At 69.5% G+C, this 17,638-nt stretch carries 22 protein-coding genes and 1 tRNA gene; 2 read left to right on the forward strand and 21 right to left on the reverse strand.

Features of this window, described 5'->3' with window-relative positions:
* Positions 1 to 186: 186 nt before the first annotated feature.
* From PPZ50_RS01190 to PPZ50_RS01220, 7 genes are all read right to left on the reverse strand, one after another.
* A complete protein-coding gene (locus tag PPZ50_RS01190; protein ID WP_126014812.1) occupies positions 187 to 582 on the reverse strand; it encodes a hypothetical protein in 396 nt (131 codons plus the stop codon).
* Positions 583 to 601: 19 nt separating this feature from the next.
* Positions 602 to 1,321 (reverse strand): hydroxyacylglutathione hydrolase, encoded by a 720-nt coding sequence (gene gloB / locus PPZ50_RS01195; protein WP_157092772.1) that lies wholly within the window; start codon positions 1,319 to 1,321, stop codon positions 602 to 604.
* Positions 1,321 to 1,740: a VOC family protein gene (locus PPZ50_RS01200; RefSeq protein ID WP_066691957.1), complete on the reverse strand. Its 420-nt coding sequence runs from the start codon at positions 1,738 to 1,740 to the stop codon at positions 1,321 to 1,323. Before PPZ50_RS01200 ends, gloB begins: the two co-directional genes overlap by 1 nt.
* A gap of 62 nt (positions 1,741 to 1,802) precedes the next feature.
* Positions 1,803 to 2,555 carry a tetratricopeptide repeat protein gene (locus tag PPZ50_RS01205; protein WP_066691960.1) on the reverse strand — a complete coding sequence of 251 codons (753 nt, stop codon included), beginning with the start codon at positions 2,553 to 2,555 and terminating at the stop codon, positions 1,803 to 1,805.
* On the reverse strand, positions 2,555 to 3,265 hold the full coding sequence (locus PPZ50_RS01210) for an alpha/beta hydrolase (protein ID WP_066691961.1): 711 nt from the start codon (positions 3,263 to 3,265) through the stop codon (positions 2,555 to 2,557). Before PPZ50_RS01210 ends, PPZ50_RS01205 begins: the two co-directional genes overlap by 1 nt.
* 40 nt (positions 3,266 to 3,305) lie before the next feature.
* On the reverse strand, positions 3,306 to 4,277 hold the full coding sequence (locus tag PPZ50_RS01215) for a glycoside hydrolase family 5 protein (RefSeq protein WP_066691963.1): 972 nt from the start codon (positions 4,275 to 4,277) through the stop codon (positions 3,306 to 3,308).
* 71 nt (positions 4,278 to 4,348) lie between these two features.
* Complete coding sequence (locus PPZ50_RS01220) at positions 4,349 to 4,486, reverse strand: hypothetical protein (RefSeq protein ID WP_198158586.1); 138 nt, start codon at positions 4,484 to 4,486, stop codon at positions 4,349 to 4,351.
* Positions 4,487 to 4,598: 112 nt separating this feature from the next.
* On the opposite strand from PPZ50_RS01220, the gene PPZ50_RS01225 reads away from it, so the two are divergent.
* Positions 4,599 to 4,673: transfer RNA gene (locus tag PPZ50_RS01225), tRNA-Thr, on the forward strand.
* Between the two features lie 70 nt (positions 4,674 to 4,743).
* On the opposite strand, the gene msrB is transcribed toward PPZ50_RS01225, so the two are convergent.
* Positions 4,744 to 5,187 carry a peptide-methionine (R)-S-oxide reductase MsrB gene (gene msrB, locus PPZ50_RS01230; RefSeq protein ID WP_066691967.1) on the reverse strand — a complete coding sequence of 148 codons (444 nt, stop codon included), beginning with the start codon at positions 5,185 to 5,187 and terminating at the stop codon, positions 4,744 to 4,746.
* A gap of 57 nt (positions 5,188 to 5,244) precedes the next feature.
* On the reverse strand, positions 5,245 to 5,955 hold the full coding sequence (locus tag PPZ50_RS01235) for a dienelactone hydrolase family protein (RefSeq protein ID WP_066691970.1): 711 nt from the start codon (positions 5,953 to 5,955) through the stop codon (positions 5,245 to 5,247).
* 138 nt (positions 5,956 to 6,093) lie between these two features.
* Here PPZ50_RS01235 and PPZ50_RS01240 point away from each other — a divergent pair, with 138 nt between their 5' ends.
* Positions 6,094 to 6,936, forward strand: coding sequence for a glycoside hydrolase family 16 protein (locus tag PPZ50_RS01240; protein WP_272815683.1), 843 nt, complete (start codon positions 6,094 to 6,096; stop codon positions 6,934 to 6,936).
* Here PPZ50_RS01240 and PPZ50_RS01245 read toward each other — a convergent pair.
* From PPZ50_RS01245 to PPZ50_RS01300, 12 genes are read right to left on the reverse strand one after another with little or no spacing between them, the layout of a single operon-like run.
* On the reverse strand, positions 6,918 to 7,463 hold the full coding sequence (locus PPZ50_RS01245) for a histidine phosphatase family protein (RefSeq protein WP_066691975.1): 546 nt from the start codon (positions 7,461 to 7,463) through the stop codon (positions 6,918 to 6,920). The two genes, PPZ50_RS01240 and PPZ50_RS01245, sit on opposite strands and share 19 nt — an antisense overlap.
* Positions 7,460 to 8,233 (reverse strand): adenosylcobinamide-GDP ribazoletransferase, encoded by a 774-nt coding sequence (locus PPZ50_RS01250; RefSeq protein ID WP_272815684.1) that lies wholly within the window; start codon positions 8,231 to 8,233, stop codon positions 7,460 to 7,462. The genes PPZ50_RS01245 and PPZ50_RS01250 overlap by 4 nt, the downstream gene beginning before the upstream one ends.
* Positions 8,223 to 9,227 carry a nicotinate-nucleotide--dimethylbenzimidazole phosphoribosyltransferase gene (gene cobT, locus PPZ50_RS01255; protein ID WP_066691981.1) on the reverse strand — a complete coding sequence of 335 codons (1,005 nt, stop codon included), beginning with the start codon at positions 9,225 to 9,227 and terminating at the stop codon, positions 8,223 to 8,225. Before cobT ends, PPZ50_RS01250 begins: the two co-directional genes overlap by 11 nt.
* Positions 9,224 to 10,681: a cobyric acid synthase gene (locus PPZ50_RS01260; RefSeq protein WP_066691983.1), complete on the reverse strand. Its 1,458-nt coding sequence runs from the start codon at positions 10,679 to 10,681 to the stop codon at positions 9,224 to 9,226. The genes cobT and PPZ50_RS01260 overlap by 4 nt, the downstream gene beginning before the upstream one ends.
* The gene (cbiB, locus tag PPZ50_RS01265; RefSeq protein ID WP_066692763.1) at positions 10,669 to 11,538 is read right to left on the reverse strand and encodes an adenosylcobinamide-phosphate synthase CbiB; all 870 of its coding nucleotides are present in this window, start codon (positions 11,536 to 11,538) and stop codon (positions 10,669 to 10,671) included. The genes PPZ50_RS01260 and cbiB overlap by 13 nt, the downstream gene beginning before the upstream one ends.
* Positions 11,538 to 11,729 carry a hypothetical protein gene (locus PPZ50_RS01270; protein ID WP_272815685.1) on the reverse strand — a complete coding sequence of 64 codons (192 nt, stop codon included), beginning with the start codon at positions 11,727 to 11,729 and terminating at the stop codon, positions 11,538 to 11,540. Before PPZ50_RS01270 ends, cbiB begins: the two co-directional genes overlap by 1 nt.
* Positions 11,675 to 12,307 (reverse strand): ABC transporter ATP-binding protein, encoded by a 633-nt coding sequence (locus PPZ50_RS01275; protein WP_272815686.1) that lies wholly within the window; start codon positions 12,305 to 12,307, stop codon positions 11,675 to 11,677. Before PPZ50_RS01275 ends, PPZ50_RS01270 begins: the two co-directional genes overlap by 55 nt.
* On the reverse strand, positions 12,304 to 13,266 hold the full coding sequence (locus tag PPZ50_RS01280; RefSeq protein WP_066691988.1) for a FecCD family ABC transporter permease: 963 nt from the start codon (positions 13,264 to 13,266) through the stop codon (positions 12,304 to 12,306). The genes PPZ50_RS01275 and PPZ50_RS01280 overlap by 4 nt, the downstream gene beginning before the upstream one ends.
* Complete coding sequence (locus PPZ50_RS01285; RefSeq protein ID WP_066691990.1) at positions 13,263 to 14,069, reverse strand: ABC transporter substrate-binding protein; 807 nt, start codon at positions 14,067 to 14,069, stop codon at positions 13,263 to 13,265. The genes PPZ50_RS01280 and PPZ50_RS01285 overlap by 4 nt, the downstream gene beginning before the upstream one ends.
* Positions 14,066 to 14,677 (reverse strand): cob(I)yrinic acid a,c-diamide adenosyltransferase, encoded by a 612-nt coding sequence (cobO, locus tag PPZ50_RS01290; protein WP_066691998.1) that lies wholly within the window; start codon positions 14,675 to 14,677, stop codon positions 14,066 to 14,068. The genes PPZ50_RS01285 and cobO overlap by 4 nt, the downstream gene beginning before the upstream one ends.
* Positions 14,674 to 15,633 (reverse strand): aminotransferase class I/II-fold pyridoxal phosphate-dependent enzyme, encoded by a 960-nt coding sequence (locus tag PPZ50_RS01295; protein WP_066692001.1) that lies wholly within the window; start codon positions 15,631 to 15,633, stop codon positions 14,674 to 14,676. Before PPZ50_RS01295 ends, cobO begins: the two co-directional genes overlap by 4 nt.
* Complete coding sequence (locus PPZ50_RS01300) at positions 15,633 to 17,561, reverse strand: TonB-dependent receptor plug domain-containing protein (RefSeq protein WP_126013620.1); 1,929 nt, start codon at positions 17,559 to 17,561, stop codon at positions 15,633 to 15,635. The genes PPZ50_RS01295 and PPZ50_RS01300 overlap by 1 nt, the downstream gene beginning before the upstream one ends.
* Positions 17,562 to 17,638: the final 77 nt, after the last annotated feature.

Here is a 17,638-nt window from a genome sequence, read left to right on the forward strand (position 1 = left end):
CCGCTTCGACAGGCTCAGCGGCTACTCAGGACGAACGGGCGGGAGAGAGTTCCATCCCCCCAAACCCGTTCGGTTCGAGCAGCTTCGAGCTTGTCGAGAAGCGTCAGTCGAGAACGCGGAGTTTGAGGCACCCCGTTCTCGACAAGCTCGAACCAAACGGGAGAGCGGGGAGGTGGCAGTGAAGGCTCACCCCACCTTGTCATACGGCACGAACTCCCCGAACGTGCAATCCGCCGACGCGATCGGCGCACCGCGATCGACCAGCCGGAACCGGTCGTTGCGGCACACCTGCGCCCCGTACAGGATCGACACGACGATCTGATCGTCGCGCAGGAACGGGCAGCGGTCGCGTACCTGGGTCCGCCACAGCCGCTTGCCGGTCTGGCGATAGATCAGCGAATCGCCCACCACCTGCGGCCCGTCAATGAAGCCGGTCGGGATGCAGTTCTCGGGCTTGCCCGCCACCCGCCCCGCCAGCATCTTCGCAAGCTCCCGGTCGCCCCGGGCCTGCGTCTCCGCCAGTTGCTGCGGAGTCGCGCAGGCGCCCAGTAACAGCGCCGCCGTCCATGCCATTCGCTTCATCGCGCCTCTCCTTACCCGATCAGAACGCATCCTTCGCCGCGCGGTGCCGTGCCAGTTCCTCCGCCGACCGGCTGCGCAGGAACGGATTGGTCGCCAGCTCCGCGCCGATCGTCGTCGGCACGGTCGGCTCGCCCTTGGCCCTGAGCGCTTCGACCGCCGCCATCCGCTCGACGATGGCGGCATTGTCCGGCTCGGCCGACAGCGCATAGCGGCCGTTGGATAGGGTATATTCGTGCCCGCAATAGACCCGCGTATCGGCCGGCAACTCGGCATAGCGCCGCATATTGCCGAACATCTCCGCCGCCGTCCCTTCGAACAACCGGCCGCAGCCCATGGCGAACAGGGTGTCGCCGCTGAACAGCACGGCGTCGTCGGCAAAGTGGAACGCGACATGGCCCGCGGTATGCCCCGGCACCGCCCAGACGGTGGCGGCATGCTCCCCGACCGACAGCATCGCGCCCTCGCCCACGCCATTGTCCATGTCGGCGATCTTCGCCCGCTCCGCCTCCGGCCCGGTCACCGTGGCCCCCGTCGCCGCCTTGATCGCCGCATTGCCGCCGACATGATCGGGATGCCAGTGGGTGTTCCAGATGGCGGTGATCGTCCAGCCCCGCGCTGCGGCGGCATCCAGCACCGGCTGCGCCGCGCCCGGATCGATCGCCACCGTCTCGCCGCTCGCCGCGTCGTGCAGCAGCCACGCATAATTGTCGGACAGCACCGGAATCTGGACGATCTCCATCACCACGTCCCGGTGTTCGGCATCGATGCCCAGGGTTCGGCGGCGGGAAGCGACCCGTCCTGCAACAGCTCGATCGAAATGCCGTCGGGCGTCTTTACGAACGCCATGTGTCCGTCGCGCGGCGGACGGTTGATCGTGACGCCGGCGTCCATCAGCGTCTGGCAGGTCGCGTAGATATCGTCGACCCGGAAGGCGAGATGCCCGAAATTGCGCCCGCCGGCATAGGGTTCGGGGTCCCAATTATGGGTCAGCTCGACCTCGGCCACGCCCTCCTGCCCCGGCGCGGCGAGGAAGATCAGCGTGAATCGGCCCTTTTCGTTGTCCATGCGGCGAACCTCTTTCAGGCCCAGCATGTCGAAAAAGGCGATGGTCGCATCCGGGTCGGTCACCCGGATCATGGTGTGGAGATAGCGGGTCATGTACGGCTCCCATGTGCGTTGACCCGGCATATCGGGTCAGCACCGGGACACCGCAACCGCCATCAGGCAGGCGGCAGCGTGTCGAGCGCGGCGTCCGCCGCCTTGGCCTGCGCACTGTCCGGGGCTAGCCGCTGCACCGCCTCGAACGCCGCCCGGGCGCCCTTGGTATCGCCCGACAGGCCGGCGATATTGCCCGCCTCCAGCTGGACCGACGGATCGTCCGCCGACCGCCGCAGCGCCTCGGCAATGTCCGCCTTCGCCCGCGTCAGGTCGCCCATCCGCCGCGCCAGCGTCGCCGACAACAGCCAGGCGAGCGGATCGGCCGGCGCATCCTTCAGCGCCCGGTCGAGATCGCCGCGCGCACCGGGCAGGTCGCCCCCCGCCACACGCACCCGCGCCCGATCAAGCTGTGCCTCACCCCGTGCAAGGCCGGTCAGCGCCCCGCTGGCCAACGCAGCATCCAGCGCGGTTCCGGCTCCGGCGGTATCGCCATCGGCCAGCCGGGCATTGCCCGCCTGCGCCCAATAGTTCGCGGCGCGGGCGTCCTTCGCCACCTCCGCCTCGCGCGCCGCCTGCTCGAACGCTTCCGCCGCCGCGGTCCATTTCTGCCGCGTGGCATAGCTCATCCCAAGGCACTGGCGCGCCAGGAACCCACCCCCGACCAGCCGCCATTGCCCGGCGATCTTCTCCGCCTGCTCGGGCGCGGTCGTCGCGGCATCGACGCACTGATCATAGCGCGCTTCGGGCGTGGCACCCACAGGCAATTGCGGCCCGGCGGCGGCCTGGAGCGCGAGGAACAGCAGCGGGGAGAACATCAGGCCAGTACATCCTCGATGGCGCGCAGGATCAGCGCGATATCGCCATCACGCGACAGGCGATGGTCGCCATCCTTGACGAGAACAGTCTGCACATCGGCTGAACGGAGGCGCGAGGCGAGGTGGACGGTGCGCTCCCACGGCACATCGGCATCGCGCTGCCCCTGCACCAGCCGCACCGGCGCATCGATCGGCAGCTCGCTGTGCATCACCCGGTTGGCCTCGCCCGACGACCAGAAGGCGCGGGTGAACACGGTCGGCGTATCGGCATAGGGCGACGGCCGCTCGATCCGTCCTTCCGTCAGCAGCGCCATCTTCTCCGCCTGCGAAAAGCCCCAGTCGGTGAAGTCGGGGGCCGGCGCGATCCCCACCAGCCCGGCGATCCGCTCCGGCCGGGCACGGGCGGCGAGCAGCGCGATCCAGCCGCCCATCGACGATCCGACCGGCACTACCGGGCCTTCGATGGCGTGATCGATCATCGCCAGCGCATCGTCGACCCAGCCGGCCAGCGTCTGCGCCTCGAACGCACCGGGGCTTTCGCCGCACCCGGCATAATCGAACCGCAGGAACGCCCGCCCCCTCTCTCGCGCCCATGCCTCGATCGCCAGCGCCTTGGTCCCGCTCATGTCGGACGCATAGCCCGGCAGGAACAGGATGGTCGGGCCGGTGCCGGGCGTGTGGCGATAGGCGAGCGGGCGGGAGTCGGTCATGGGGCCTACATGCCACGCCCCTCCCGCGAGCGACAAGGCGTCAGCGCAGCGCGCGCAGATGCGTCCGTACCAGCCGGCCCGATTCGGTCAGCTCGGCCTCGCTCCATCCCGACAGGCCCTGCGTCGCCGGTTTGAGGATTGCGGACGCCTCGTCCTTGTTCGCGACCGACCAGTTCAGATAGCTGATGCCGTGCTTCGCGCACCACTCCCACCAGGTCCGCGTCTCGGTCGCGTCGATCGGTGCGTCGCCATTGGCGGCGGTCGTGCCATATTCGGTGACGAACAGCGCGATGCCGCGCTGCATCGCCGTCTCCGCCTTGGACCGCAACTCGCCCTTATGCGTCGCGGCGTAGAAGTGCAGTGTATAGGCGACATTGGCGAAGGGCAGCGGATCGGCGGCGGCTTCGTCCACGTCCTGCGACCAGCTGCGCGTGCCCGCCACCACGAACGCCCCCGGATCGATCGCCCGGATCGCGCCGATCACTTTGGCGTGATAGGGCTTCAGCACGGTCGCCCAGCCATGTTCGGGCAGCGGCTCGTTATAGGTTTCGTAGATCAGGTTCGGCACGCCGCGATATTTGGTCGCGATATGGCTGAAGAAGCGCACCGCATCGTCGGGCCGCGGCTGATGCGCGTGCCAGTCGACCACGACATAGATACCGTGCGCGATCGCCGCGTCGATCACCGCCTCGGCCCGCTTCGTCTCCGCCTCGGGCTGCGTATCATAGCCGCCCTGCTGCCCGCCGATCGCGGCGCGCACCGCCGTTACGCGCCAATCGCGCACCAGCCACGCGATCGTCGCCGGATCATAATAGCGCGGCTGCCACTGGCTCCAGAACAGCGACATGCCATGGACCGCATAGGGCTTGCCCTGCGCATCGACCACGCGATTGCCCTTCACCGCCAGCCGGCCATGCGCCGCCACCGGCGATCCGGCAGGCGCCGCCGCCGGCAGGCCCCAGGCCACCGGTGCCAGCAACAACGCGATCAGCAGCAACCACCAGCGACGCATCCGACCTCTCCCCATCGATTCTTCGGGGAAAGTGTCGCCCGCCGTCAACGCTGTCAACAATCGAGCAGGGTTCAGTCGGCCGCCGGTTGCCCCGTGGCGGCCTGCGCCGGTTGCTCGAGCGCAACCTCCGCCCGCGCCTGTTCCTTGCGCCGGCGCAGATTCTGCCGCAGCGCCTGTGCCAGCCGTGCCTTGCGTTCCGCTTCGCTCATCGCGACTTTCTACGCAATTCGCCCGCAATATGGCAACGGCCGCTTGACATCACCGCGAATGCCTGCACATAGGCCCCTCCCGCCGCCGAGGGGTTTCCCCCCGGCTCGGAGTGCTGCCGTAGCTCAGTGGTAGAGCGCATCCTTGGTAAGGCTGAGGTCGTGAGTTCAATCCTCACCGGCAGCACCAGTTTCTAGCAGAAATCGATACCCGATCCCCCTGGGGGACCGCCACGCCGTTTGGAGCGTGGCGCCTGCGCCTATCCCTCGACCTGGTCGAGATAGGCGCCATAGCCTTCGGCCTCCATCGCTTCGCGGGGCACGAAGCGCAGCGCCGCCGAATTGATGCAGTAGCGCAGGCCACCGCGGTCGCGCGGACCGTCGGGAAAGACATGCCCCAGATGGCTGTCCCCGCCGGCCGAGCGGACCTCGGTGCGGACCATGCCGTGCGTCGTGTCGCGCAGCTCGGCGACATTGGCCGGTTCGATCGGCTTGGTGAAGCTCGGCCAGCCGCAATGCGAATCGAACTTGTCGGCCGATGCGAACAGCGGTTCGCCCGACACGATGTCGACATAGATGCCGGGCCGCTTTTCGTGGAGATATTCGCCGGTGCCCGGCCGCTCGGTGCCGCTTTGCTGCGTCACATAGAATTGCTCGGGCGTCAGGCGGGCGAGCGCCTCTTCGGTCTTGCGATACTCGGTCATGGTTTGCGTTCCTTCGTTACCGTAAAGATGGGGTGCGGGCCGACCGACGCAACCGGATCAGAAAAGCTCGGCCAGGAACCCCTGCACCGATTCCCACGACCGGCGATCGGCATCGGCGTCATAGGCCATGCCCTTTTCCGGCGCGGCGGCCTGCGTCCTCGTAAAGGCATGCATGGCGCGGCCATGGGCATGGAGCTGCCAGTCGGCGTCACGCGCACCCATTTCCTCGGCAAAGGCCAGCACCTTGTCCGGCGCCGCCATCGGATCGCGCCAGCCATGTTCGACCAGCACCTTGGCCGCGATCGGTCCGTCGCCGCCCAGATCGTTGCCATCGAGCATCCCGTGCAGGCTCACCACGCCGAGCACCCCGTCAGCGCCGCCGCGCGCGAGGTCGAGGACACACAGCCCGCCGAAGCAATAGCCGATTGCCGCGATCCGCGACGCATCGACCCGGTCCAGCGTCGCGGCAAAGGCCACCCCCGCGCGCATCCGCTGCAACAACGCGGCGCGGTCCGACAGGAGCGGGTTGATGAGGTGGCTGTTGTCGCCGCCCGGATTGCCCTTTACGTCCTTGCCGAACATGTCGATGGCGATCCCGACATAGCCGAGGTCGGCCAGCCGCTCGGCAACCTTGTGCTCGCCGTCGCCGCGTCCCGCCCATTGATGGACGACCAGCACGGCCGGTGCCTTGTCCTGACCGGCGGGAAAGGCGATGCCGGCCTGCAATACCGTGTCGCCATCGTGATAATCGAACTGCTCTATCGTCATTCGCCTGCTCCGGTTCCGGGGGTTGTCGCCTGAACGGTCGGTACCGACAGGGGTTGCGCTCGCCCCTGCACGCTTCCTACCCTAGCACGGCACGGGCAGGCGTCCGGTGGCGATGGCAGGAGCGTATCGATGGGCAGGATGATGGGGATGCTGGCGACGATCGCCTTTGCCGCGACGGCACAGGCGCAGGAGACGCCCGCGACGCTCGGCGCGTCGAACCATGCGGTCGACGTCGCCATCGCCCCGCCTGGCGGGTCGCCGACCTTCGCCGACGAGTTTTCGGGCAAGCGGATCGATCCGGCAAACTGGCGCTTCGACACCAGCCGCAACCGTGCCGGATGGTATAACAACGAACGTCAATATTATGCGCCGGCCAACACCCCGGCCAACGCCCGTGTCGAAAAGGGCGCGCTGGTGATCGAGGCGCGCCGCGAAACGCCCAAGGGGCCCGATGCCGGCGGGCAGGCCTATACCTCCGCCCGGATCGTTTCGACGCGGCCGATGGGCTATGGCTTCTACGATATCCGCGCCAAGCTGCCGTGCGGGCGCGGCATCTGGCCGGCGCTATGGATGCTGCCGCCCAACGGCACTTGGCCGGCGGGGGGCGAAATCGACATTCTCGAACTGGTGGGATACGAACCCGGCCTCGTCCATGCGACGCTGCACAGCGCCGCCTTCAACCATGCGCGGGGAACGCAGCGCGGCGGATCGTTGAAGATGCGGACCGCCTGCGGCGAATGGCATCGCTATCAGCTCGACTGGAAACCGGATTCGATCACCATCGGGGTGGACGGTCGCGGCTATATGCGGGTCGACAACGACCAGCCCGGTGGGCAGGCGGCATGGCCGTTCGACCGGCCGTTCAACCTGATCATGAACGTCGCGGTCGGGGGCGACTGGGGCGGGAAGATGGGGATCGACGACACCCGTTTCCCCCAGTCGATGAAGGTCGATTACGTCCGCTACTGGCAATATCGCTGAAGCGGCACGACCTCGCCGCACGCCGGAATGAAGTCCACCGCGCGCGTCAGCGGCACCCCGGCCCGCAGCGCGCGCAGCGTGGCGATCGGTCCGCCATGCGCGACGACCAGTACCGACGCGACCCGGGGCAGCGCGTCCCACGCCGCCGCTACCCGGTCGGCGATGTCGCGCCCGGTTTCGCCACCGCCGGGGCGATAGGCTTCCGGATCGGTCATCATGCGGTCAATCTCGGCGCCGCTTTCCCGCCAGATCGCGTCCCAGCGCCGCCCCTCCCAATAGCCGAAATCGCGTTCCAGCCAGCGGGGATCGGCGGTCGCCGGCACGCACCGCGCCTGCTCGACCATCGCCGCCAGCCGGGCGGTGCGCTGCGCACCCGAATGGACGACCGCATCGACCGGCGGCAGATCCGCGACGATCCGCCGCGCCATCGCCCAGCCGTCGCGGCTCCACCCCATGTTCGACCGGCCATAGCAGCGCCCGCGCCATGCCGTTGCGACCGGCGGGTGGCGCAGCAGCAGCACCTTCACCGCGCCGCCACCGTCAGCAGCAGTGCCAATTGTCCCATCGCCGCCGCAAAGCCCAGGCAGTCGCCGGTGCTCCCGCCGATCCGCCGCATCAGGAAGCGCGCCAGCCACCCCAGCATCGCCGCCATCGCCACCAGCGCGGCGACCACCGCTCCCGGCGCCAGCCACAGGATCGGCACCAGGCCCGGCAGCGCCAGCAGCCCCGCCAGCATCAGCCGCCCGCCCGGCATCCGCCCGGCCCGCACCGCCATGCCCGCACCGCTGCCGACCGGCGCAAGCATCGCCGCCAGCGTCACCGCGCACAGCCGGCCCGCCGTCGCTGCGCCGACGATCGCCGCCATCGCCAGCATCGGCGGCAGCGCGACCATCGCGGCAAGGCGCAGCAGCACCACCAGCCCCAAGCCCAGCGCGCCATAGCTGCCGATCCGGCTGTCCTTCATGATCGTCAACGCGCGGTCGCCGCTCGCAACGCCGCCGAACGCGTCGCAGAAATCGGCGACCGCGTCCTCGTGAAACGCACCGGTCAGCAGCGCCTCGACCATCAGCGCCACGATCGCGGCGATCATCGGCGGCCATAGCCCTTGCGCCAGCACGAAGGTCACGCCGGTCGCCGCACCGATCAGCGACCCGACCGGCGGCAGCCACGCCATCGCCCGCGCCAATCCGACGCCCGCCTGTTCCGCCGTCAGCCGCGCCAGCCACGGCACCGGCAACCGGGTCAGAAACTGCACCGCCAGCAGCGGCGGCGCCCAGCGCGGGCACTCAGTCGGCACGATCCGCCCCGATTTGGTCGAGCCGTACGACATCGTTCAACAACGCCGCCGCCGCGTCGAGCAGCGGCAGGGCCACGAGCGCTCCGCTCCCCTCGCCCAGCCGCATCTCCCAGTCGAGCACCGGCGTCAGCCCGAGCGCCGCAAGCGCCGCGCCATGGCCGGGTTCGGCGGAGCGATGCCCGGCGATCATCGCCCTGACGCTGCCGGGGGCGAGCCGTTCGGCGATCAGCGCGGCGGCGGTCGCGACATAGCCGTCGAGCAGCAGCGTCGCCCCGCGCCGCGCGCCGGTCGCGTAGAAACCGGCCATCGCCGCGATCTCATAGCCGGCGACCGACGCGATAGCCTCGCGCAGATCGCCAACCCCCGCCGCCCTCGCCACGGCGGATGCCACGATGCGACGCTTGGTCGCCAGCACGGCATCGTCCGCCCCCGCACCGCGCCCGACCGCCGCATCGGGATCCAGAGCGGTCAGCAACGCCGTCAGGCAGGCGGCTGGCGTCGTGTTGCCGATGCCCATTTCGCCCGCGATCAACAGTGTGACCCCCGCATCGATCGCCGCATCCGCCTCCGCCGCCCCGACCGCCCACGCCGCGTCGAACTGCGCGACGGACAGCGCCGGTCCGGTGCCAAGCGGCGCGCTACCATCGCCGATACGCGCGTCGCGGAAGAAGTCGGGACCGGCAACGCGCGGCCCCATCATCCCCACATCGACCAGCCGCAACGGGCAGTCGGCGGCAGCGGCCAGCGCGTTGCTGGTCGCGCGTCCCGACAAGATGGTCGCCACCATCATCTGCGTGACCTCGGACGGCCAGGCGGACACTCCCTCACCGGCACAGCCATGGTCGCCGGCGAACAGCACGATGCGGCGCGGTGCGGTGCGCGCATCGATCCGTCCCTGGGTCAGCACCAGTTCGGTTGCCAGCGCCTCCAGCCGCCCCATCGCCCCGCGCGGCTTGGCGAGCGCGTCCAGATGCGCGCGAATCTCGTCGATCATAGGGCCTCCCCGGCAATGTCCAGCAATGCGTCGATATCGAGCGCGGTTTCCAGCGCCCGCGCCACCCCGTCGAGCGCGGCATCGATGGCGTCGCGCCGGTCGAGCGGGTCGCTGCGCGCGCCGATCCGCGCGAGCAGGCCGGCCCGCGCGGCGGGCGCATCGAACAGGCCATGAACGTAGCAACCGGCAATCTGCCCGTCGCGCGCGACCGCGCCATCGGGCGTGCCATCGGCGAAATGCAGCAGCGGCGGCGTACCCGGTGCGACGGTCGTCACGCCGGCATGAATTTCATAGCCGGCAAAGGCCGCTCCGTCCGCCAGCGTGCCGGTGACCGGCCGCGTCGTCTTGGCGCCCGCGATCACCGTATCGATCGGCAGCAGCCCCAGCCCGGCGACCTGTCCCGCCGGTCCCTCGATCCCGTCCGGATCGGCGATGCCGGTGCCGAGCATCTGGTATCCGCCGCAGATACCCATCACCTGCCCGCCACGCCGGACATGGGCGGCAAGGTCGATATCCCAGCCCTGTTCGCGCAGGAAAGCGAGGTCCGCGATCGTCGCCTTCGTCCCCGGCAGGATCACCAGGGACGCATCGCCCGGCAACGGCCGGCCCGGCGGGATCATCCGCAACCGCACCGCCGGATCATGGGCAAGGGCATCGAAATCGTCGAAATTGGCGATGCGCGACAGCATCGGCACCGCGATCAGCGGCCCGTCGCCCGCTTCGCCCCCACGTCCCAGCGCCACCGCATCCTCGGCCGGCAGGCGCGCGGCATCGGGCAGCCATGGCACCAGCCCGATATCGCGCCAGCCGGTACGCGCCACGATCTCCGCCCTGCCATCCTCGAACAGCGCCGGATCGCCCCGGAACTTGTTGACCACAAATCCGCGGATCATCGCCGCATCGGCCCGATCGATCACCGCCTGCGTGCCGACCAGCGCCGCAATTACCCCGCCGCGATCGATATCGCCCGCCAGCACCACCGGCACTCCGGCAGCCCGCGCAAAGCCCATATTGGCGATATCGCCCGCGCGCAGATTGATCTCGGCGGGCGATCCCGCACCCTCGACCACCACGATATCCGCCTCGCCGGACAGGCGGCGATAGGCCGCCAGCACCTCGGCCAGCAATTCGGGTCGCCGCCGCCGATAGTCGCCCGCCGCCATCACCCCGGCCACGCGTCCGCCAACCACCAGCTGCGACGTGCGGTCGCTTTGCGGCTTCAGCAGCACCGGGTTCATGTCGGTCGTCGGCGGCACGCGGCACGCCATCGCCTGCAACGCCTGCGCCCGACCGATCTCACCACCATCCGCACAAACGGCGGCGTTGTTCGACATGTTCTGCGCCTTGAACGGGCGCACCCGCAACCCCCGGTCGGTCAGCAGCCGGCACAGCCCGGCGACCAGCACCGACTTGCCGACATCCGATCCGGTCCCCTGGAGCATCACCGCGCCCAAGCGACGATCCCGACCAGCATCCACAGCAACAGGCAGGCGGTGCGATAGATGCCAAGCGCCCGCGTCAGGTCGGCCGCATGCGGCGGCGGCCCATCGCCCAGCACCGCGCGTTGCGCCGGCTCGCCGTCATAGCTGACCGCCCCGCCCAACCGCCGTCCCAGCGCGCCGGCCATTGCCGCCTCCGGCCAACCGCCATTGGGTGAGGCATGGCGGGGGGCGTCGCGCCGCATCTCCCGCCAGCCACCGTGTCCGGCCAGCGCGATCAGCGCGCCTGCAACCCGTGCGGGCACAAAATTGACGACATCGTCGGCCCGCGCCGCCGCCCATCCGAACGCGCGCAGCTCGGGCGTGCGATGCCCGACCATCGAGTCCGCCGTATTGATCCCCTTCACCGCGAACAGCCCCGGCAGCCCGAACAGCAACAGGCCCAGCGCCGGTGCGACCACGCCATCGCAGAAACTTTCCGCAAGGCTCTCGATCGCCGCCGTCGCGACGCCTGCCTCGTCCAGCGTGGCGGTATCGCGCCCGACGATCATCGCCACCGCCTGCCGTGCCGCGCCCAGATCGCCCGCCGCCAACGGCCGCGCCACCGCCGCGACATGATCGTGCAGGCTGCGCTGGGCGAGACCGGTCGTCGCGACCGCCACGCTGACGATCGTCCCCAGCCGCTCGATCGCCGATCCCAGTAGGACCGACAACCCGACGAGCAATACGACCAGCGCAATCCCCTCGGCACGACGCCGCCGGTTCCAGCGCCGCTCGAACGAATCGATCAGCGCGCCGACGCCCATGACCGGATGCCACCAGCGCCGCGGATAGCCGAGCGCCGCCTCGACGATCAGCGCCGCCAGCGCGATCACCGCGCGACCGGAAATATGTAGCGATGCCCCTGCGGCGTGCGGCCGATCTCGACATCGATGCCATAGGCTTCGGCGATGGCCGGCGCGGTCAGCACCGCATCCGCCTCCCCCGCCGCAACGATCCGCCCGTCCTTCAACAGCACCGCGTCGTCCGCCACCCGCGCCGCCAGATGCAGGTCGTGCAGCACCAGCACCACGCCGCGCCCGCCCGCCGCCACCCCGCGCAACCGCGCCAGCACGTCCAGCTGGTGCGCGGGGTCGAGGCTGGCAAGCGGTTCGTCCGCCAGCAGCCAGTCGGGTTCTCCCGCCAGCACCCGCGCCAGCAGCGCCCGCCCCCGCTCGCCCCCGACAGCCGCTCGACGCCCCGATCAGCGAGGTCGGTCATGTCGGTCGCCGCCAGCGCCGCCTTCACCGCATCGCGATCGGCCTGCGTCTCGCCCCAGCGCCCGCGATGCGCGAACCGCCCGAGGCCCACCAGGGTACGCACGTCGATGTCCCAGTGCACATCGGCCGCTTGCGGCAACAGCCCGATCGCTTGCGCCCGCGCGCGCCGGTCGATCGCTTGCACATCCTCGCCGCCCAGCCGTGCCGCACCCGCATCCGGACGGCGCAGCGCGGCGAGGCAGGCGAGCAGGCTCGACTTCCCCGCGCCGTTCGCCCCCAGCAGCGCGGTCACCCGCCCCTGCCGGAACGCGAACGACACCTGATCGAGCACGCGGTTGCTGCCCAATGTCAGCGAAATCGCATCGGCCACCAGATCGGTCATGCCAGCCTCCGCCGCATCGCGATCAACAGGTACAGGAAGAACGGCCCGCCCAGCATCGACATGGCGATACCGAGCCGCAGTTCGCTGACGGTCGGGGCCAGCCGCACGAGGCTGTCGGCAAAGGTCAGCAACACCGCCCCGGCAAGCGCGGAGGGCAGCAGGATCGCCGAGGGCCGGTTGCCCGCCAGCGGCCGGACGAGATGCGGCACGATCAGCCCGACGAACCCGATGATGCCCGCCGACGCCACCGACGCCCCGACGGTCAACGCGACGCCGAGGATGACCAGCCGTTGCAGCCGCGCCGGATCGACACCCATCGATCGTGCCGCCGCCTCGCCCAGCGTCAGCGCGTCGAGCGACCGCGCGGTCATCGCCAGCACCCCCATGCCCAGCGCGATCAGCGGTGCGGCAACCACCACATCGTCCCAGCTGCGGTCGGTCAGCGCGCCCAGCAGCCACGTCACGATCGATGACGATACGAACGGCGTCGGCGCAAGGCTGATCGCGAGCGACGTCAGCGACCCGGTAATGCTGGTGAGGATCATGCCGCCCAGCGTGAACAGGATCAGGCTGCCCGACCGTCCGGCGATCAGCGCCAGCAACGTCATCGTCACGCCAGCGCCGACCAGCGCGAAGCCCGGCAGCAGCCACATCTGCGCGGCATAGCCGAAATACAGCGCCAGCACCGCGCCGAACGCCGCGCCCGACGACACGCCGAACAGTCCCGGATCGGCCAGCGGATTGCGCAGATAGCCCTGCATCACCGCCCCCGACAGGCCGAGCGCCGCCCCGACCAGCAACGCCAGCACGGTGCGCGGCAGGCGCAACTCCACGATGATGATCGAGCGCGGATCGTCGGCGGTCCACGCGTCGAGCGGCACCCACACCTTGCCCGCCGCTACCGACAGCGCGACGGCGATCAGCAGCAGGACGATCAGGCCGAGGGTCAATCGCTTCATGACGTGACTGCCCCGCGCACCTGCCGCAACCGCGCCATCGCCGCGATGATCGTCGGCCCGCCGCAATTCATCAGCCGCGTCGGATAGGGGGCGACTTTGATATGCTGCGCCAGCCGCCGCACCGCCGGATGACCGGTCATCCGGTCGTCCTGCACGCCCGCCGGCGCGGTCGACAGCAGCACGCGCGGCGGGTTGGCGACGAGATATTCGAGCGGCAGCACGTCCCATTGCTTGAGGCCATAGGCCGCGCTCATGTTGCGGAAACCGGCACGCTTGAGCAGGTCGTCGGTCAGCGTGCCCGCCCCGGGCACCAGTCCGTTCCCCTGCCACACCAGCGCGCCGACCGGCGCCACCCGCGCCGGGGTCGCGGCGGCTGCGATCCGTGCCGCCAGCGCTTCGCCCCGCGCCGCATGGCCGGTCGCGGCGGCGATGGCGCGGACTTGCTCCATGCTTTCCGGCACCGATTCCGCCACCGGATATTGCACCAGCGCGATCTTCAGCCGCTTGAGCGCAGCGATCGTCGCAGGTTCGACATGGGGGCCGGCAAGGACGATGTCGGGCCGCAGCGCGACGACCTCTTCCGCCGTGCCCGACGTCGCCTTGAACCGGTTCGACCAGCTAAGCGGCACCGAGGTTGCGCGGATATCCTGCGAATAATGGCTGATACCGACGATCTGCGCCGGATCGGCGACACGGGCCAGCACCGCATCGACGCACGGATTGATCGACACCACGCGGGGAAGGCGCGGCGCCGCCGACACCAGCCCCGGCGCGGCCAGCAGCAAGGCAGCGAGGCGGATCAATATTCGACGCCCTTCTGCGCCTTGAACCCGGCATGATAGGGGTGCTTCACCTCGCCGAATTCGGTGACGAGGTCGGCCAGTTCGAGCAGTTCGGGCTTCGCATTGCGGCCGGTGATGCAGATATGCTTGGTCAGCGGCCGGTCCTTCAGGAACGCGACGATTTCGGCGATCGGCAGGGTGTCGTCGCGCAGCACGATGTTCAACTCGTCGAGGATCACGAAGTCGATCGCGGGGTCGAGGATCATCTCTTTCGAGCGTTCCCATGCGGCGCGGGCGGCGGCGATGTCCTGCGCGCGGTCCTGCGTTTCCCAGGTGAAGCCCTCGCCCATCACCTCGAAGCTCGCCAGGTCGGGATGCGCGTCGAAGAAGTTGCGCTCGCCCGTCTCCCACTTGCCCTTCACATATTGCAGGATCGCGACCTTCATCCCCCATCCGATGCTGCGGATTGCCATGCCGAACGCGCTGGACGACTTGCCCTTGCCGTTGCCGGTATGGACGATCAGCAGCCCGCGTTCGAGCGTGCGGCGCGCCTGCATCTTTTCGCGCGCCACCGCCATGCGCTGCATCCGCGCATTGTGCTTCGCATAATCGTCGGGGGTCTCGGTCATCGAACATACTCCGCAAGGGCGGTGGTCAGACGGGCCAGCGCCGCGCCATCGGGCGGCAGGCCGATGCGCAACCGATCCGCCCGGTCGGCGAACGGGCGGGTCAGGATGGCATGGTTGCACAGGTGACGAAACAGCGCATGGGCGTCGGCCGTGCCGATCAGCCGGAACAGCGGCGCGGTCCCGACAAGCTCGAAGCGCGACAGGGCGAAGTCGAGCAGCGCGCCGACCGTCTCGATCCGCTCGACCTGCCCCTCACGCCATGCCGTGTCGCGATAGGCAGCGGTGCCGACCGCAATCGCGGGCGTCGACACCGGCCAGTCGCCCAGCAAATGCCGAAGCGCGCCGGTGACGCGGGGTCCGGCGATGACGAAGCCCAGCCGCACGCCGGGCAGGCCATAGAATTTGCCGAACGACCGCAGCACGACCAGCCGGTCGGATGCCTCACCGCACAGACCGGGCGCGGGGTCGGCATAGGCTTCGTCGACGACCACCGTCATCCGCTGCGCCAATGCCCGCAGCGTCGCGGCCGGCGTCACGCGTCCGTCGGGATTGGCGGGCGACGCCAGCACCAGCAGATCGGCATCGCCCGGATCGGCGAACGCCGCGACACATCGCGCCTCACCCCATGCGGCAAGATGCCCGGCATAGCCCGGCCGCACCACCGCCGGCCGCTCGGCTGCCAGCACCACCGCCAGCAGCCGCAGCGCAAGGTCGGTGCCCGGCACCGCCACCACCTGCGCCGGATCGACGACGTCGAACGCCTGCGCCGCCGCCGCCTCCAGCGCCGCCAGTTCGCCCGGCTCGGGCAGCCGGGTCAGCCCCGGATCGAGGCTGTCGACCGGATAGGCCCAGGGCGCGATCCCGGTCGACAGGTCGATCCAGTCGTCCCCGCCGAACGCACGCGCAGCAGCGGCGACCCGGCCGCCATGCGCGCAGAATTCGGCGAGGCTTTCCATCAGTAACGGACCCGCACGCCGCCATAGGCGGCACGGCCCGGCGTGCCATACTGGAAGATGGTCTGATAGCGTTCGTCGAACAGATTCTCGACCCGGCCATAGACCTCGACCCGCTCCGTGATCGGCAACGCCGCGCGCAGGTCGGTCAGGACATAGCCGTCCAGCCGGCGGGTGTTCGACGCATTGTCGAAACTGTCGCCGACCATGGTGACGGTCGCCCCGGTCGACAGGCCGAACGCCCAGCGATAGTCCGCATTGACGGTCAGGCTGTCCGCCGGGCGCCGCTGCAGCTTGCGCCCGAAATTGGCAGTCCCGGCCGAGCGGTTCTGCGCATCCAGATAGGTATAGGCGGCGGCGACGGTGAACGCCTCGACGGGTTTCAGCTTCAGCGCGAATTCCAGCCCCTTCGCCTCGGCGCGCTGGATATTGTCATAGGTGCCGAACGGCCGCCCGGCGCAGATGCCGGTGCCGTTGGCGGGGCAGGAGATGAACGCGATCAGGTCCTTCGACGTGCGGTCGAACCAGGTCGCGCTCGCCTCGACAGCACCGTCCAGCCCACGCTGGGTGATGCCGGCGTCCCAGCCGTGCGAGCGTTCCGGGGTCAGCAGCGCGTTGCCGTATTCGCTCTGCAGCTGGTACAACGTCGGCGCCTTGAACCCTTCCGAATAGCTGGCGCGTAGCAGCGTATTGCCGCCGTTCGGCGACCAGACACCGCTGCCCGAAAACACCGTCGCTCCGCCGAACACATTATGATCGTCATGGCGCACGCCCCCGGTCAGCGTGAGGTTTTCGATCGGCGTCACCGCCAGCTGGCCATAGACCCCGAAGAGGCGCGCACGACCGGTCGTCGCCGGCCCGCCGAAGCTCGCCGTGGTGAAGCGCGACACTTCACGTTCCACGCCGAAGGTCGCGAAGACGGCGTCGGTGACGTCGAACGATCCCTGATAGTCGATCCGGTCGTTGCGCCCTTTGCCCCGGAAGGTTTCGGTCGGCGTGCCGTCGGGATCGGTGTTGGTGCGGTTGCTCGACGTATGGGCATAGCCGATGCGGTTGCGGAACCGCCCGTCGAACAGCGCGGCGTTCAGCCCGGTATAGCCGGTCCATTGCTCCGCGTTCCCGACCTCGCGGGTATCGCCGAAGCTGAACGTGGGCGCCGGAAAGCCGTCGATCTCGGTCCGGCCGTTCGAATAGAAGCCGCGCACATCGACCGAGACATTGTCGGCCAGCGCCACCGCGACGCTGCCGTTCGCGCCATAGTTGCGATAGCCGTCCTTTTCGCGTCCCGGCGCATAGGCCGAAATGCCGTCGGTGGTAAAGAACCCGCCGCCCAGGCTTGCCGATACCGCCCCCGACTTGCCCGACACGTTGGCAAAGGCCTGCCCGGTGCCGAACGATCCACCTTCCGCGCGGGCGTTGATCGCCAGTTCTTCGGTCGGCTGCCGGGTAATCAGGTTGACGACGCCGCCGATCGCCTGGCTGCCCCACAACACCGACTGCGCACCGCGCAGCACTTCGATGCGAGCGATGTTGCCGATCAGCAGATTGCCGAAGTTGAAGCCGCCGCCGGGCGACGACGGGTCGTTGAGCTTCACGCCATCGATCAGCGCGACGGTCTGATCGCTGTCGGCGCCGCGGATGTTGACGCTGGTCGTCGTGCCGATACCGCCATTGCGGGTGACGGTGACGCCGGGCGTCTGGCGCAGCAGGTCGGACACGACCACCGCCTGCCGGGTTTCGATGGTCGCGGTGTCGAGCACGGTGACCGCCTGCCCCACGGTATCGACCGGGCGTGCCTCGCGGTTCGCGGTGACGACGATCTCGTCATCGCCGTCCGCCACGCGTTCGAGGCCGGTGGTCGACTGGGCGCTCTGCGCGAAACTCGGGGTCGCTGCCAACAGGCAGGGCAGCAACAGGAAACGGGTCTTCATTCGGGTAATCCCCCTTGGCATCAAACAAGGGGACGCGCGGCGCGGGCGCCGGAACAGGCTGTTCTCCGCACGCACGA

The organism is Sphingomonas hankookensis (genome assembly GCF_028551275.1).
In the GTDB taxonomy this organism is placed as follows: Bacteria; Pseudomonadota; Alphaproteobacteria; order Sphingomonadales; family Sphingomonadaceae; genus Sphingomonas; species Sphingomonas hankookensis_A.